Genomic DNA, 14,311 nt, shown 5'->3' with positions numbered 1-14,311 from the left:
CTTGAATGGATGGGCTCAGGCGATGGTGCGCCAGTCGAGTCCCGAATGCTGATCGGCCACCTGCAGCCAGTCCGGGTCGCACCCCAGGGTGTCGACGAAGCTTTGCCGGGCCAACTGCGGCGAGTTGTTCTTTTCGCTGAGATGCGCCAGCACCAAGTGCTGCAGGCTTTCCCAGCCCAGCTGGGCCACCAGTTCGGCGGCCTGCCGGTTGTTCAAATGTCCCCACTGGCCGCCGACGCGGGCTTTGAGTGGGTAGGGATACGGACCGCGGGCCAGCATGTCGGTATCGTGGTTTGCCTCGATGATCAACGCATCGAGGCCACGATAGCACTCCAGCACCTGCGCCGTGGCGGCTCCCAGATCGGTGAGCTGGCCAAAGCGCTTCCGGCCATCGGAAAACACGTACTGCAGGGGCTCCCGCGCATCGTGGGAAACGCTCACCGCAGTGACTTCCAGGTCTTTCAGCTGGAGGCGGTCGCCGCCCTTGAGCAGCCCCGCCGGTTCCACCGGCTTGCGCATTCCCTGCAGGGTGCCGGCGCTGAGGTACACGGGTATTCGATGGTGCCGGGCCAGCAGTTCGACGCCGTTGATGTGATCGGAGTGCTCATGCGTGACCAGTACCGCGTCCAGCTGCCCTGGCTCTACGCCCAGGCGCGCCAGACGGCGGATGGTTTCACGCAGCGGGAAGCCGCAATCGATCAGTATCCGGGTGTCAGAACTGCTCACCAAGGCCGAATTGCCCCGGCTTCCGCTCCCCAGGACCGCGAAGTGCACTGCGCATACTCTCCTGGAGTTTTTCCAGCACGCCCTGCGCGACATCGGCCGGCGCGGAGGTGTTGATGTCTTTGTCGACGGTGATCTGCACCGTGTTGTTCACGCTGGTCAGACGAAGCTGGTAGCGCTGCGCCTTGGCGTCTTCCTCTTCCTTGGTCTTCTCGCCACCGCCGAACAGGCGGCTGAAGAAGCCAGGCTTGTCTTCGTCCTTCTTCTTCGCGCCTTCGGCGATGTTGACGTAGTACACGCCCAGGCTGCGGTTGAGGTCGTCGACACGGATGTCGGCGCGATCCAGCGCGCGGCCAACGCTGACCCAGGCACGGTCGAAGTCGGAATCCACGGTGAGTACCGGGTTGCCGCTGCCGTCCTTGCTCAGCTCGGCGGTGCCGGGCGTGTCGTAGGCGGAGTGCGCGGCGAGCAGGGAGACCGAACCGCCCTTCTCGGCGCTGGTGGCCATGCTGGCAAGCATTTCGTCGAGCAGTGCGGCGTCCAGGCTCGGCACCATCGGCTTGGCCGGCCAGTCGGCGCTGGCGGTGCTGCCGGCCGGGCGGGTTTCGCTCAGCACATAGACTTCACTGGTGTTGGTTTCCACGCCCGGCTCGATGCGCACGCGCACACGCGCTTCGCTGTCGGGCTCGACGCCGGAGACACGGCTGCTCAGGCGGCGCGCCAGGGGCGCGGAGAGCTGCGAGAGCGGCTGCCAGTTGGTACTGAACTCGCCGGTCTGCGGGCGCTCGTTGGCGATGGAGAAGCCGTTGTCCTGGAAGAACTGGTGGGCCACCGGCCAGACTTCCGCCGGCGGACGCTGGGCGATCAGCCAACGCGAGTCGCCACTCTTCTGCAGGCTGAAGTCGCTGACCTCACCGGCACCGCCAGCCAGTGGCTGCGGACGCGGCACTTCGAACTCGCCTTCCTTCTCGGTGCTGGTGGCGACGTTCATCGGCACCGGCAGCAGCGGGTCGAGCGGCTTGCTCTGCAGGCCTTCGGGCACTTTCATCGGCGCCGTTTCGCGGGCGTTGAGGTAGTCGTCGCCACGGTCACGGAAATAGCCATCCGGGCCCCACAGCCAGCCGCAGCCGGAGGTGTTGCCGATGACCAGGGCGAGCGCAGTCAGTCCTGCCAGTCGCTTCATGCGAGGGGGCTCCTTAAGCCAGCACGCCGGTCTGGCGCATGGCCTGACGCAGCGGTTCGTGGCAACGCGGGCTCAGCCAGGTCAGGGGCAGGCGAATACCTTCGGGGATCAGCCCCATTTCGTGCAGGGCGAACTTCACCGGAATCGGGTTGGATTCGATGAACAGGGCCTTGTGCAGCGGCATCAGGCGGTCGTTGATGGCGCGGGCTTCGCCGGCATCGCCACGCATGGCGGCGGCGCACAGGTTGCTCATGGCGCGCGGGGCGACGTTGGCGGTCACCGAGATGTTGCCCTTGCCGCCCATCAGCATCAGTTCGACGGCGGTGGCGTCGTCGCCGGAATAGACCAGGAAGTCCTTGCCGACGCGGTCGAGTACTTCCTTGCCGCGCTGCAGGTCACCGGTGGCTTCCTTGATGCCGACGATGTTCGCCACCTTGGACAGGCGCTCGACGGTCTCCGGCAGCATGTCGCAGGCGGTGCGGCCCGGCACGTTGTAGAGGATCTGCGGGATGGCCACGGCTTCGGCGATGTGGCGGAAGTGCTGGTACAGGCCTTCCTGGGTCGGCTTGTTGTAGTACGGGGTCACCAGCAGGCAGGCGTCGGCGCCGCCGCTCATGGCGGCCTCGGTCAGCTCGACCGCTTCGCGGGTGGAGTTGGCGCCGGTACCGGCGATCACCGGAATGCGGCCATTGACCTGGTCGACCACGCGACGGATCACTTCCAGGTGCTCGCTCACGTCCAGCGTGGCCGACTCACCCGTGGTGCCGACCGCAACGATGGCGTTGGTGCCTTCCTGCAGGTGGAAGTCCACCAGCTTCGCGAGGCTGTCCCAATCCAGTCGACCCTGAGCATCGAAGGGGGTGACCAGCGCCACCATACTGCCCGCAATCATGCAACCGCTCCTGCCGGAAAAAGAAAGCCGTAATGGTACTGTCGCCACCGGCCACGCACAAGGTGACGCAGCGACCCGCGAGCGCCCGGTCATTCCCCTCATCGGCGCTTTTCGCTACCCTTCCCCCTTTGTCGATGCGGCCCGCTTGGCCGCCATTCCCAGGAAAGCTGCATGTCCACCTCCCACCCTCGTGAACAATTTCTCCTGATCAGTGCGCTGGGCCCGAACCCGATGGAGCTGACCAGCGTGCTGTGCCGCACCTGCGTCGATAACCGTTGCTCGGTGATCAGCAGCCGCCTGACCCGCCACGGCGAGTTCAGCGCGCTGGTCCTGCAGGTCGCCGGCAGCTGGGACGCCCTGGCCCGCCTGGAAGGCGGCCTGCCGCCGCTGGCCAAGCGCCATGGCTTCACCCTCAGCGTCACCCGTAGCAATGTCCACGTCACCCGCGCCCAGGCCCTGCCCTACGTGGCCTATGTCAGCGCCGTGTACCGTCCGGACATCCTCAATGAGCTGTGCCAGTTCTTCATCGACCACAACATCGAACTGGAGAACCTCACCTGCGACACCTACCAGGCACCGCACACCAACACCAGCATGCTCAACGCCACCATCACCGTGACCCTGCCGGCCGGCACCCAGATCAGCTGGCTGCGCGACCAGTTCCTGGATTTCGCCGACGCCCTGAACCTGGACGCGCTGATCGAGCCCTGGCGCCCGCAGCATCCCTAAGGAGAGAGCCCCATGGCCGTTGAACTGAACAAAGCCGTCGCCGACTTCCAGGCCCCTGCCACCAGCGGTGTGGAATTCCGTCTGTCGGAACTCAAAGGCAAGCAGATCGTGCTGTATTTCTATCCCAAGGACAGCACCCCCGGCTGCACCACCGAGGGCCAGGGCTTCCGCGACAGGATCGATGACTTCGCCAAGGCCAATACCGTCGTCTTCGGCGTGTCCCGCGATGGCATCAAGTCCCACGAGAACTTCAAGGCCAAGCAGTGCTTCCCCTTCGAGCTGATCAGCGACAAGGACGAAGCCGTCTGCCAGCTGTTCGACGTGATCAAGCTGAAGAAGCTCTACGGCAAGGAATACATGGGCGTGGACCGCAGCACCTTCCTGATCGACGCCAAGGGCGTGCTGCGCCAGGAGTGGCGCGGCGTGAAAGTGCCCGGCCACGTCGATGCCGTGCTCGCCGCAGCCCAGGCGCTGAACAAGGCCTGAGTCACCGAGCCCCATGAAAGAGGCCGCTGTTTCAGCGGCCTCTTTCTTTGTCACATCATCGGACTGACCTGCCGCTCAGGCTCCGGCTGCCTCGGCCAGGCATCCAGCACGGCCTTCACCAGCGTCGCCAGCGGAATGGCGAAGAACACGCCCCAGAAGCCCCACAGCCCGCCGAACAGCAGCACCGCGCAGATGATCGCCACCGGGTGCAGGTTCACCGCCTCGGAAAACAGCAGCGGCACCAGCACGTTGCCGTCCAACGCCTGGATGATCGCGTGAGCGGCCATCAGGTAGATGAACTGGTCGCTCCAGCCCCACTGGAACAGCGCGATCAGCGCCACCGGCACCGTCACCACCACCGCGCCGATGTAGGGCACCACCACCGACAGACCGACCAGCAAGGCCAGCAGCGCCGCATAGTTGAGCCCCAGCACCGCGAACGCGATATAGGTCGCCACGCCGGTGATGAATATCTCGATGACCTTGCCACGGATGTAGTTGGCGATCTGCTGGTTCATCTCGTTCCACACCTGCTTCATCAGCCCCCGCTCGCGTGGCAGGTAGCGACGGAACCAGTGGTAGAAGCGGCGGCGGTCCTTGAGGAAGAAGAACACCAGGATCGGCACCAGCACCAGGTAGATCATGATGTTGACCACCACCGGCAACCCGGACAGCGAGAAGGTCAGCGCCCACTGGCCAAGCTGGCCCAGCTCGCTGCGCGCCGCCTCGACGGTGCGCAGCACCTGTTCCTCGGTGATCATGTCCGGGTAGCGCTCGGGCAGCATCAACAGCGTGGCCTGCCACTCACCGAGCATGCGCGGCAGTTCGTTGAGCAGGGTGAACAGCTGCTTCCAGACCAGCGGCACCAGCACCAGCAGGAACACGGCGAGCAGTCCGAGGAACAGTGAATAGACCAGCCAGACGGCGAACAGGTGCGGCAGGCGGAAGCGCTCCAGCACGCCCACCAGCCCCTGGATCAGGAAAGCGATCACCATCGCTGCCAGCACCGGCGCGAGCATCCCGCCAAAGGCCAGGATGACACTGAAGCCCAGCACCAGAATGACCGCCAGCACTATCGCCTCCTCGTCGGAGAAATAGCGCTGCATCCAGTCCTGCAAAACCTTGAGCATGAACAGACCTGCGAAACGAAAAGGGGTAACGTCCCCGGTTATCCGGAAAGGAGGGCTACTTCTTGCGCAGCCAGTAGCGATAGACGCCTGCTTCGACCTCTTCATGCAGCAGCGAGTGCCCGGCGAGGTCGGCGAATGCGCGGAAATCGCGCTGGGACCCTGCATCGGTGGCGATCACCTTGAGCACCGCTCCGCTAGGCAGGCGGTTCAGCTCGAGCTTGGCCTTGAGCAGAGGAAGCGGACAATTGAGACCGCTGGCATCCAGCTCCGCGTCACAGGCGGGAATGGGCGGTGTGGAATCGGACATCGAAACAAACTCCAGCAATGGCGTTCAAGAATACCGAAAGCCTTGGAAAAGTAACCAGGGCCCGCAACATCCGGAGCCCCGTACGAAGCCGTCAGCGTCGCGACCTGGCGCGCAGGTCGCGCCAAAACGGCCGACTTCGATTTGCGCGGCAGTCGCACCTTGCGATCTAGGCATCGGCAATAGCCTACGGCTAAAGTAGAGCCTTTCTCGGAACGAGCCTCTTGTACATGAAAGTACTGCGCCCTGCCCTGCTCACCATCGCCTGCGCCATCGGCGGGCCCGCGATGTCGGACGATCTGCCATCCCTGGGCGACGCCAGCTCGTCCATCGTATCCCCGGAGCAGGAGTTCCAGCTCGGCCGCGCCTGGCTGAGCATGCTGCGCAGCCAGGTCGATACGCTCAACGACCCGCAACTCAAGGACTACGTCGAGTCCACCGTCTACCGCCTGGCAGAGTCCAGCGAACTGCAGGATCACCGCCTGGCGTTCATCCTGATCCGCGACAAGCAGATCAACGCCTTCGCCGCTCCCGGCGGGGTCGTGGGCGTCAACGGTGGCTTGTTCCTCTACGCCCAGAGCGAAGGCGAATACATCGCCGTACTGGCCCACGAACTGGGTCACCTGAGCCAACGCCACTTCGCCCGCGGCATCGAAGCCCAGCAACGCATGCAGGTGCCCGTGATGGCGGCCATGCTGGCCGGTATCGTCGCCGCCGCGGCCGGCGCCGGTGACGCCGGCATCGCCGCGATTGCCTCGACCCAGGCGGCGGCAATCCAGAACCAGCTGCGTTTCTCCCGGCAGAACGAACAGGAAGCCGACCGGGTCGGCGTCACCACCATGGTGCGCGCCGGCTACGACCCGCGTTCCATGCCCAACATGTTCGAGCGCCTCGCCCGCCAGTATCGCTACGAGGGCAAGCCGCCGGAATTCCTGCTGACCCACCCGGTTACCGACTCGCGTATCGCCGATACCCGCAACCGTGCCGAGCAGTACCCCAAGGGCGGCAAGGAAGACACCCTGCGCTACGAACTGATGCGCGCCCGCGTCCAGCAGATGTTCGAAGACACCCCGGGCATGGCCAGCAAGCAGTTCCGCGCACAGCTCGACGAAGACCCGAAGAACGACGCCGCACGCTATGGCCTGGCTCTCTCGCAGACCCGGATCGGCCAGCTCAACGACGCACGTAGTGGACTCCAGCAGTTGCTGGCGAAGGCGCCCAACGACATCAGCTACAACCTGGCGATGGTCGATGTGGACATCACTGCCAACAAGCTCCCCGATGCTCAGGCGCGGGTACAGCGGCTACTCGGCCAGTACCCCGACAGCTACCCGCTGATCCAGGCCCAGGCCGACCTGATGATGAAGACCAACCGCGCCGCCGACGCCGAGAAGACGCTGTTCAAGCTGTCGCAGAAGCGCCCGCTCGACCCCGATGTCTGGAGCCGCCTGGCCGACGCCTGCACCCTCAGCGGCAACGCCATCGGCGTATACCAGGCTCGCGCGGAGTTCTACGCACTGACCGGCGACTACAAGCACGCCATCGAGCAACTGGACTTCGCCAAGCGTCGTGCGGGCGGCAACTTCACCCTGGCTGCGCGCCTGGACGCACGCCAGCAGGAGTTCCGCGAGCAGGAGCAGTTGCTGAAGCAGATGATGGGCCGCTGACCTGGCACTCAGGCACAAAAAAGCCCGGCACTCGCCGGGCTTTTTCTTTGCCGTACTCGATCAGGCGTTGCCCGCCACTTTCAGCCTGGCGGCCTGGGTGAAGTCGAGCATGCGCTTGAGCGGCTTGATGGCCTTGGGGATCAGGGCCGGGTCGACGAAGATCTCGCCACTCCCCTCCTTCAGGCACGCCAGGGTACGCTCCAGGGTGTTCATGGCCATCCACGGGCAGTGCGCGCAGCTGCGGCACGCCGCGCCGTTGCCGGCGGTGGGGGCTTCGATGAACTCCTTGTCCGGACATAGCTGCTGCATCTTGTAGAAGATGCCGCGATCGGTGGCGACGATGAAGCGCTTGTTCGGCATCGTCTGCGCCGCCTTGATCAGTTGGCTGGTGGAGCCCACTGCATCGGCCAGCTCGACCACCGCCTCGGGCGACTCCGGGTGCACCAGGATCGCAGCGTCCGGATAGACCGCCTTGAGGTCTTCCAGCTGCTTGGCCTTGAACTCTTCATGGACGATGCAGGCACCGTCCCAGAGCAGCATGTCCGCGCCGGTCTCACGCTGGATGTAGCGCCCCAGGTGCTGGTCCGGCGCCCAGAGGATCGGCTCGCCGTTGTCCATCAGGTGCTCGACGATTTCCACGGCGCAACTGGAGGTCACCACCCAGTCCGCACGCGCCTTCACCGCCGCCGAGGTGTTCGCGTAGACCACCACGGTGCGCTCCGGATGCTGATCACAGAACGCCGAGAACTCGTCCACCGGGCAGCCCAGATCCAGCGAGCAGGTCGCTTCCAGGGTCGGCATCAGCACGCGCTTTTCCGGGTTGAGGATCTTGGCGGTCTCACCCATGAAGCGAACCCCGGCCACCACCACGGTCTGCGCCGGATGCTGGTTGCCGAAGCGGGCCATTTCCAGCGAGTCGGACACGCAGCCACCGGTTTCCTCGGCCAGCGCCTGGATCACCGGGTCGCAGTAGTAATGCGCAACCAGCACGGCGTTCTGCGCCTTCAGCTCGGCTGCGATGGCCGCACGGTAATCGGCCTCTTCCTGCGCGCTCAGCACCCGCGGCTGCTTGGCAGCCAGGTGAGCCTGAACCAGCAGGCGTTCGGAAATCTGGGACATCGTGTGGAAACCTCTACAGGCGCGGCTCTGATTATGCCGCCGATTTTATCACCACCGTCCGATGGACGATGCGCCGTCGGCAGCCGCACGGCGGACTTTTTCCGGCGCATAGCAAAAGCCCCGTGATCTTTCGATCACGGGGCTTTTGCAGGATTTTATGGTGGGTCGTGTAGGATTCGAACCTACGACCAATTGGTTAAAAGCCAACTGCTCTACCGACTGAGCTAACGACCCGACGTGGTGCGTATAATACTGATTTCTAACGTAAAAACAACACCCCGCGAAAACTTTTTTCAGAAATATCGCGTGGGGTCCGCAATCCCGGCCGCGCGGAAGCCGTCAGCCCGCAGCCGACAGCTGTCGCACTTGCCGCATGCGCGCCCGTCATCGTCTGCCTGATAGCAGGAAACCGTAAGGCTGTAGTCCACACCCCGGGCGATGCCGGCCTGCACGATCTGCGCCTTGGAGAGGAACTGCAGCGGCGCCTGGATGCGGAACCCATCCCCCTCTACGCCGGCCTTGGTGGCCAGGTTGGCCATGCGCTCGAAAGCCTCGACGAACTCCGGACGGCAATCCGGGTAGCCGGAATAGTCCACCGCGTTGACGCCAATGAAGATATCCCGCGCGCCCAGCACCTCCGCCCAGCCCAGGGCCAGCGAAAGGAACACGGTATTGCGTGCCGGCACGTAGGTCACCGGAATGCCTTCGCTCGGCGCCTCCGGCACGTCGATGCTGCTGTCGGTCAGAGCCGAGCCACCGATGCCGTTCAGGTTCAGGCCAATCACCTTGTGCTCGATGACAGCCAGCTGGCGTGCCACGCGCTCAGCGGCGTGCAATTCGGCGCGGTGGCGCTGGCCGTAGTCGAAGCTCATGGTGTAGCAATCGTAGCCCTCGGCCTTGGCCAGGGCGACCACGGTCGCGGAGTCCAGGCCACCGGAGAGCAGGATCACGGCTTTCTTGTCATTCATGGCGTTCTGATTGGACATAAACAGGTCTCCCCCGCGCTCAGTGGCCCGGCTCGTCGTTCCAGAGAATCTTGTGCAGTTGCAACTGCAGGCGTACCGGCAGGTTGTCGCTGACGATCCAGTCGGCCAGCGCACGGGCATCCACCTGTCGATGGCTGGGCGAGAACAGCACCTCGCCGGCACGCTGCTCCAGGCGGTACTCGATCAGCTTGGAGACCGCCCAGTCGTAATCCTCGCGCGAGCAGATGACGAACTTCACCTGGTCGTTGGGCGTGAGCTCCCCGATATTCTCGTAGCGGTTGCGCGAGACTTCGCCGGAGCCCGGGGTCTTCAGGTCCAGCACACGGCTGACGCGGCGGTCGGTGGGGGAGATATCCAGAGCGCCGCTGGTTTCCAGCGACACATCGTAGCCGGCGTCGCAGAGGCGCTGCAGCAGCGGGATGCAATTGGGCTGGGCCAACGGCTCGCCACCGGTGACGCAGACGTAGCGCGGCTTGTAGGCGGCGACGCGCTCGAGGATGGCGTCGAGGGACTGGATCTCGCCGCCACTGAAGGCATAGGCGGTATCGCAGTACTGGCAGCGCAGGGGACAGCCGGTCAGGCGCACGAACACTGTCGGCAAGCCGGCGGTGCGCGTTTCCCCCTGCAACGAGTAGAAAATCTCGGTGATTCGCAGAGTCTGTTGCATATCAGCCACGGGCGTGACGGCGATACAGGCCACCCGCCTCCGTTGCGTTGGAATCGTAGGCGCGCTCACGGGGCGCCCGGCAAGCCGGGAACGCAGTAGACATCAGCCGAGCTGAAACCACTGTCGCTTTCCGGGGGCGGGAATTCTAACGAAAAAACCCGCGACTAGCGCGGGTTTTCAAAAGCATCGGTGCCGAGCCTTACTTGAGGTTCTTCAGGTCGCGCTGGGACAACTGTGCGGCGGAGCTGCCCGGGTATTGGGCGATCACCTGCTGCAGGATACCGCGTGCCTTGTCGGTGTTGCCCAGGCGGCGCTCGACGTCGGCCAGCTTGTAAAGCGAGTCCGGCACCTTGGCGCTGCTCGGGTAGGCCTGGCTGACGCGGGCGAAGGCCTGGCCAGCGCCCTGCAGGTCGCCCTTGGCGAGGTTCACTTCGCCCAACCAGTATTGCGCGTTACCGGCGTACTGGCTGTTGGGGTACTTGCGCAGGAAGGCGCCGAAGGCCTGGCTGGCCTTGTCGAAATCCTTGGCCTTGATCAGGTCGAAGGCTGCGTCGTAGTAGAGCTTTTCCTTTTCCGGATCACCCGGCTCGTTGCTGGCGGCGGCAGCGGGCTGCTGTGCAGCGGCGGCTGCGCCGGCACCCGCGGCAGCTCCGGCACCTACGCCGGCAGCGGGAGAATTCTGTTGAGCAGCACCGGCCGCGCCGGCACCCGCACCGCTGGAAATGCGGCTGTCGAGGTCCTGGTAGCGCTCCAGGTTTTCCTGCTTCATCTGTTGGATCTGGTTCTGCTGCTCTTCAAGCATGCCGCGCAGACGGGACATTTCGTCCTGCATCTGCTGCAGCTGCATGAACAGCTGTGCCTGTCCGGAGACGGGCTGAGAAGTCATCCCGCCTCCGGCGTAGGCGCCCTCAGCGCCTGCGGTGCCATAACCCGAGGGCGGCTGGCTGGCGTAACCGCCATCATTGCCGTCCTGTACCGGAACCGCGGCCGCCGCCATGAGGGGCAGGCCGCATGCGATCAAGGTCAGAAAACGCAGGCGCATCGGCATCACGTCTTACTTCTTCAGCTCAACGCGACGGTTCTGGGCCCAGGACTGCTCGTCGTGGCCAGTGGCAACCGGACGCTCTTTACCGTAGGAAACCAGTTCCAGCTGAGCCGGGGAAACGCCCTGCAGTACCAGGTAGCGCTGAACGGCCTTGGCACGACGCTCGCCCAGAGCCATGTTGTACTCGCGGGTGCCGCGCTCGTCAGTGTGGCCTTCCAGGACAACGCGCTGGCCGGAACCTTTCAGGTCCTTGGCGTGTACGTCCAGAGCGCGCATGGCTTCCGGCTTCAGGTCGGAGCTGTCGTACTCGAAGTAGAAGGTGGTGATAGCGCGCAGAGCGGCTTCGTCGCTCAGGGAGCCGTCAACGGCACCGCTGTTGGCGCCGTAGCCAGCGTTCGGATCAACGCCGCCATTGGCGCCTTCACCAGTAGCATCGCCTTTCTTGGACGAGCAACCTACGGCTACGGCCATGGCGAGGGCGATAACGGCAAATTTGCCGAATTTCAGCATTTCCATCATGTAACTCCTAATGAACCCCAGTGTATAAGTTTGAAACAGTTGGCAACCGTCAGTTCAGGTAAGGGGACCAGGAAGGCTCGCGAACATCGCCCTGAGCGGTGGGAATTGGCAACCGAACGCGTCCATTGATGCTGACGAGCATCAGCACGCCCCGGTCCTGCTGGCGGGTGGCGTATATTAGCATCGTGCCATTGGGCGCAACAGTGGGCGAGTCGTCCAGCGTGGTGTTGGAAAGCACGCGCAGATTGCCGCGCTGAAGGTCCTGGGCCGCGATCTGGAAGTTGGTGAAACCATCCTGGCGGTGAACCATTACCAGCGTCTTCTCATCCGCGGAAAGTTTCGGGTTGGCGTTGTAGTTGCCAATGAAGGTCACGCGATCGGTAGCGCCCGAGTTGACGTTCATCTTGTAGATCTGCGGCTTGCCGCCACGGTCCGAGGTGAAGTACAGCGTCGAGCCGTCCGCGCCCCAGAAGGGTTCGGTGTCGATCGCCTGGTTGTTGGTCAGGCGACGCAGCTGGCGGCTGCCCAGGTCCATCACGTAGATCTCCGGGTTGCCATCGCGCGACAGCACGAAGGCCAGGCGGTTGCCATCCGGCGAGAACGCCGGGGCGCCATTGAGGCCCTCGAAGTTGGAGATCTGCTCGCGGCGGCCGGTGTCGACGTATTGCATGAAGATGCGCGGACGCTTCTGCTCGAAGGAGACATAGGCGATGCGGCGACCATCGGGCGAGAAGCGCGGCGAGAGGATCGGCTCGCGGGACTGCAACAGGGTCACCGGGCGTGCACCGTCATAGTCGGAGCGCTGCAGGGTGTAACGGGTGTTGTCCACGGAGAAGCGCTCGGCGGTCACGTAGAGCAGCTTGGTGGAAAACGCGCCCTTGATGCCGGTGAGCTTCTCGAAGGACTGGTCGGCGATGTAGTGCGACATGTCGCGCAGCTGGTCGGTGGTGCCGCCCACGCTGCCGGTCAGGACCTGCTGCTGGGTCGCCACGTTGAACAGGCCGTACTGGATCTGCAGGCGGCCGCCAGCCGGCACGATATTGCCGATCAGCACGTACTGGGCACCCAGTGCCTGCCAGTCGCGGTAGATCACTTCGCTGGGCTGGGCCGGCTGGCTGATCATGTTCTGCCGCGGAATCGGCTCGAAGTATCCGGAATTGCGCAGGTCGTTGCCGATGATGTTGGACATGTCCTCGGGCAGGACGTTGCCGCCCTGCCAGCCGAACGGGACCACGGCAATCGGAACGGCCGAATCGCGACCGCTGGAAATCACCAGCGGGTCGGCGGCCTGCGCGACGCCGGCCACCAGGGCCAGGGCGAACAGCGCGAAGCGAATCAGGGTACTCACAGACTTAAATCCTCCGGTTTGAAGACGATGCGGCGCTGACGGTAGAGCTGATCAAAGGTCGCACGATCCAGTTGTTGCATCTCGGGAATCCGGCCGACGTTCCGCACCGCCGCCACCGCGGAAGCATCGAAGGGCTTGTCGCCACTCGAGCGGGTCACGCTGGCGTTGGTGATGGTGCCATCCGGCAGCATCTGGATCAGCACCTCTACGCTCATTCCGTTACGTGCCGATGGCGGGCGGTTCCACTGCTCGCTCACCAGTTTCACGATCAAGTCGTCAAGGCTACCAGCGACCTCGTTGCCCTGCTCGTCAGCCAAAGCCTGTTGTCGCTGCGTATCGTCCGACAGCAGCTCGGCCAGCGCCTGAGCCTTCTTGTCTTCCTGCGCCTTGCGAGCAGCAGCCGCAGCTGCCTTCTTCTTGGCAGCCTCGACCGCCGCGGCCTTCTTCTTGGCCTCGTCAGCAGCAGCTTTCTTCTTCGCGTCCTCGGCAGCCTTCTTCTTGGCCTCTTCGGCAGCCTTCTTCTTGGCGTCCTCGGCGGCTTGCTTCTTGGCTTCTTCCTCGGCCTTCTTCTTGGCGATATCGGCCTGCTGCTTCTCGGCAGCAGCCTTGGCCTCGGCCTCTTTCTTCGCCGCGGCGGCATCGGCAGCCTTCTTTTGTTCCTCGGCCTTCTTGGCTTCAGCCTCTTTCTTGGCTTCGGCAGCCTTTTGAGCGGCGTCGGCCTTCTTTTGTTCCTCGGCCTTGGCCGCCGCGATGGCCTGCTGTTCGGCTTTCTTCTGCTCGAGCTGCTCCTGCTCGTACTGCCGCGACGAGGTCTTCTTGGCTTCGCCGGCAATCTTCTGGTTGGTCTGCTGGGTCGCCTGGCTCTTGGACTTCAGCTGGTACAGGGTGGCCTGAACGATCGGCCGCGAAGGCGGCAGTTCAGGCGTCATGGCCCAGCTGACGAAGAGCATGGCAAAGATCAGGACGTGCAGGGCTACGGCCAGAACGATCGGCCAGAAGTAGCTTTCCGAAGGAGAGCGCTCGAGCTGGTGCATCAAGTCCCCGGCGCCTCGGTAATCAGACCGACGTTGCCGACCCCGGCTTTCTGCAGGCCGCCCATGACGGCCATGACCGAGCCATAGTCGACGGCCTTGTCACCCCGGACGAAGACCTGGACCTTCTTACCCTGACGGCTGTTCTCGGCCATGATGCCGGAAGCAGCACTGACCAGTTGATCGAGGGAGACTGCCGTCTGGCTGCCCTTGCCCTGATCCGGGTCCACTTCCGAGCCCATGTTCCAGTAGTAGGTCTTGTCGGCCTTGATGGAGATGGTGAGCACGCGGGAATCGTTATCCTGCGGCAGCGCTTCGCTGGAAACCTTGGGCAGGTCGACCTTGACCCCCTGGTTGAGCATCGGCGCGGTCACCATGAAAATGACCAGCAGCACCAACATCACGTCGATGTAAGGCACCACGTTCATTTCGGCGACCGGCTTGCGCTTGTGACGAACTCTTGCCATGACGGCTTACCTCTT

At 64.0% G+C, this 14,311-nt stretch carries 16 protein-coding genes and 1 tRNA gene; 3 read left to right on the top strand and 14 right to left on the bottom strand.

All coding sequences use genetic code 11. The annotated features are described in order from the left end of the window. Positions 1 to 15: 15 nt before the first annotated feature. Genes ACAW63_RS12635 through dapA form a run of 3 tightly spaced genes read right to left on the bottom strand, consistent with a single transcriptional unit; the run spans position 16 to position 2,798 of the window. Entirely contained in the window at positions 16 to 774 is a 759-nt protein-coding gene (locus ACAW63_RS12635) for an MBL fold metallo-hydrolase (RefSeq protein WP_275610791.1), read from the bottom strand. After that, complete coding sequence (gene bamC, locus ACAW63_RS12630; protein WP_371234055.1) at positions 713 to 1,906, bottom strand: outer membrane protein assembly factor BamC; 1,194 nt, start codon at positions 1,904 to 1,906, stop codon at positions 713 to 715. Before bamC ends, ACAW63_RS12635 begins: the two co-directional genes overlap by 62 nt. Before the next feature lie 13 nt (positions 1,907 to 1,919). After that, positions 1,920 to 2,798, bottom strand: coding sequence for a 4-hydroxy-tetrahydrodipicolinate synthase (gene dapA / locus ACAW63_RS12625; protein ID WP_371234053.1), 879 nt, complete (start codon positions 2,796 to 2,798; stop codon positions 1,920 to 1,922). A gap of 171 nt (positions 2,799 to 2,969) precedes the next feature. Here dapA and ACAW63_RS12620 point away from each other — a divergent pair, with 171 nt between their 5' ends. Both ACAW63_RS12620 and ACAW63_RS12615 read left to right on the top strand, forming a co-directional pair. After that, entirely contained in the window at positions 2,970 to 3,527 is a 558-nt protein-coding gene (locus ACAW63_RS12620; protein ID WP_275610789.1) for a glycine cleavage system protein R, read from the top strand. Positions 3,528 to 3,539: 12 nt separating this feature from the next. Beyond that, positions 3,540 to 4,013, top strand: coding sequence for a peroxiredoxin (locus ACAW63_RS12615; RefSeq protein ID WP_371234052.1), 474 nt, complete (start codon positions 3,540 to 3,542; stop codon positions 4,011 to 4,013). 50 nt (positions 4,014 to 4,063) lie between these two features. On the opposite strand, the gene ACAW63_RS12610 is transcribed toward ACAW63_RS12615, so the two are convergent. After that, positions 4,064 to 5,143 (bottom strand): AI-2E family transporter, encoded by a 1,080-nt coding sequence (locus ACAW63_RS12610; protein WP_371234050.1) that lies wholly within the window; start codon positions 5,141 to 5,143, stop codon positions 4,064 to 4,066. A 55-nt stretch (positions 5,144 to 5,198) separates the two neighbouring features. Then, entirely contained in the window at positions 5,199 to 5,450 is a 252-nt protein-coding gene (locus ACAW63_RS12605; protein WP_152221589.1) for a sulfurtransferase TusA family protein, read from the bottom strand. A 227-nt stretch (positions 5,451 to 5,677) separates the two neighbouring features. On the opposite strand from ACAW63_RS12605, the gene ACAW63_RS12600 reads away from it, so the two are divergent. Continuing rightward, positions 5,678 to 7,114 carry a M48 family metalloprotease gene (locus ACAW63_RS12600; protein WP_371234048.1) on the top strand — a complete coding sequence of 479 codons (1,437 nt, stop codon included), beginning with the start codon at positions 5,678 to 5,680 and terminating at the stop codon, positions 7,112 to 7,114. Between the two features lie 60 nt (positions 7,115 to 7,174). Here the strand turns inward: ACAW63_RS12600 and nadA are convergent, their stop codons facing one another. From nadA to tolR, 9 genes are all read right to left on the bottom strand, one after another. Next, positions 7,175 to 8,233 carry a quinolinate synthase NadA gene (gene nadA, locus ACAW63_RS12595; RefSeq protein WP_152221584.1) on the bottom strand — a complete coding sequence of 353 codons (1,059 nt, stop codon included), beginning with the start codon at positions 8,231 to 8,233 and terminating at the stop codon, positions 7,175 to 7,177. Between the two features lie 158 nt (positions 8,234 to 8,391). Next, a tRNA-Lys gene (locus tag ACAW63_RS12590) sits at positions 8,392 to 8,467 on the bottom strand. Between the two features lie 59 nt (positions 8,468 to 8,526). After that, positions 8,527 to 9,201, bottom strand: a complete 675-nt coding sequence (queC, locus tag ACAW63_RS12585) for a 7-cyano-7-deazaguanine synthase QueC (protein ID WP_371234661.1) — start codon at positions 9,199 to 9,201, stop codon at positions 8,527 to 8,529. 37 nt (positions 9,202 to 9,238) lie between these two features. Further along, complete coding sequence (gene queE, locus ACAW63_RS12580; protein ID WP_371234046.1) at positions 9,239 to 9,886, bottom strand: 7-carboxy-7-deazaguanine synthase QueE; 648 nt, start codon at positions 9,884 to 9,886, stop codon at positions 9,239 to 9,241. A 199-nt stretch (positions 9,887 to 10,085) separates the two neighbouring features. Then, positions 10,086 to 10,934 carry a tol-pal system protein YbgF gene (gene ybgF / locus ACAW63_RS12575; protein ID WP_371234044.1) on the bottom strand — a complete coding sequence of 283 codons (849 nt, stop codon included), beginning with the start codon at positions 10,932 to 10,934 and terminating at the stop codon, positions 10,086 to 10,088. Positions 10,935 to 10,940: 6 nt separating this feature from the next. After that, on the bottom strand, positions 10,941 to 11,447 hold the full coding sequence (pal, locus tag ACAW63_RS12570) for a peptidoglycan-associated lipoprotein Pal (RefSeq protein ID WP_017522099.1): 507 nt from the start codon (positions 11,445 to 11,447) through the stop codon (positions 10,941 to 10,943). Between the two features lie 52 nt (positions 11,448 to 11,499). Next, entirely contained in the window at positions 11,500 to 12,798 is a 1,299-nt protein-coding gene (gene tolB, locus ACAW63_RS12565) for a Tol-Pal system beta propeller repeat protein TolB (protein ID WP_275610780.1), read from the bottom strand. Continuing rightward, positions 12,795 to 13,835 carry a cell envelope integrity protein TolA gene (tolA, locus tag ACAW63_RS12560; RefSeq protein ID WP_371234042.1) on the bottom strand — a complete coding sequence of 347 codons (1,041 nt, stop codon included), beginning with the start codon at positions 13,833 to 13,835 and terminating at the stop codon, positions 12,795 to 12,797. Before tolA ends, tolB begins: the two co-directional genes overlap by 4 nt. Next, the gene (gene tolR / locus ACAW63_RS12555) at positions 13,832 to 14,296 is read right to left on the bottom strand and encodes a protein TolR (protein ID WP_275610778.1); all 465 of its coding nucleotides are present in this window, start codon (positions 14,294 to 14,296) and stop codon (positions 13,832 to 13,834) included. Before tolR ends, tolA begins: the two co-directional genes overlap by 4 nt. Positions 14,297 to 14,311 lie beyond the last annotated feature (15 nt).

Source organism: Pseudomonas sp. QE6, from assembly GCF_041379005.1.
GTDB lineage: Bacteria > Pseudomonadota > Gammaproteobacteria > Pseudomonadales > Pseudomonadaceae > Pseudomonas.
This window is presented reverse-complemented; position numbering and strand designations above follow the sequence as displayed.

Coding starts and splice junctions, on each gene's coding strand:
- ACAW63_RS12600 (WP_371234048.1), top strand. CDS start 5,678: ATGAAAGTACTGCGCCCTGCCCTGCTCACCATCGCCTGCGCCATCGGC.
- nadA (WP_152221584.1), bottom strand. CDS start 8,233: ATGTCCCAGATTTCCGAACGCCTGCTGGTTCAGGCTCACCTGGCTGCC.
- dapA (WP_371234053.1), bottom strand. CDS start 2,798: ATGATTGCGGGCAGTATGGTGGCGCTGGTCACCCCCTTCGATGCTCAG.
- pal (WP_017522099.1), bottom strand. CDS start 11,447: ATGGAAATGCTGAAATTCGGCAAATTTGCCGTTATCGCCCTCGCCATG.
- ACAW63_RS12610 (WP_371234050.1), bottom strand. CDS start 5,143: ATGCTCAAGGTTTTGCAGGACTGGATGCAGCGCTATTTCTCCGACGAG.
- ybgF (WP_371234044.1), bottom strand. CDS start 10,934: ATGCCGATGCGCCTGCGTTTTCTGACCTTGATCGCATGCGGCCTGCCC.
- ACAW63_RS12620 (WP_275610789.1), top strand. CDS start 2,970: ATGTCCACCTCCCACCCTCGTGAACAATTTCTCCTGATCAGTGCGCTG.
- queC (WP_371234661.1), bottom strand. CDS start 9,201: ATGAATGACAAGAAAGCCGTGATCCTGCTCTCCGGTGGCCTGGACTCC.
- queE (WP_371234046.1), bottom strand. CDS start 9,886: ATGCAACAGACTCTGCGAATCACCGAGATTTTCTACTCGTTGCAGGGG.
- tolR (WP_275610778.1), bottom strand. CDS start 14,296: ATGGCAAGAGTTCGTCACAAGCGCAAGCCGGTCGCCGAAATGAACGTG.
- ACAW63_RS12605 (WP_152221589.1), bottom strand. CDS start 5,450: ATGTCCGATTCCACACCGCCCATTCCCGCCTGTGACGCGGAGCTGGAT.
- ACAW63_RS12615 (WP_371234052.1), top strand. CDS start 3,540: ATGGCCGTTGAACTGAACAAAGCCGTCGCCGACTTCCAGGCCCCTGCC.
- bamC (WP_371234055.1), bottom strand. CDS start 1,906: ATGAAGCGACTGGCAGGACTGACTGCGCTCGCCCTGGTCATCGGCAAC.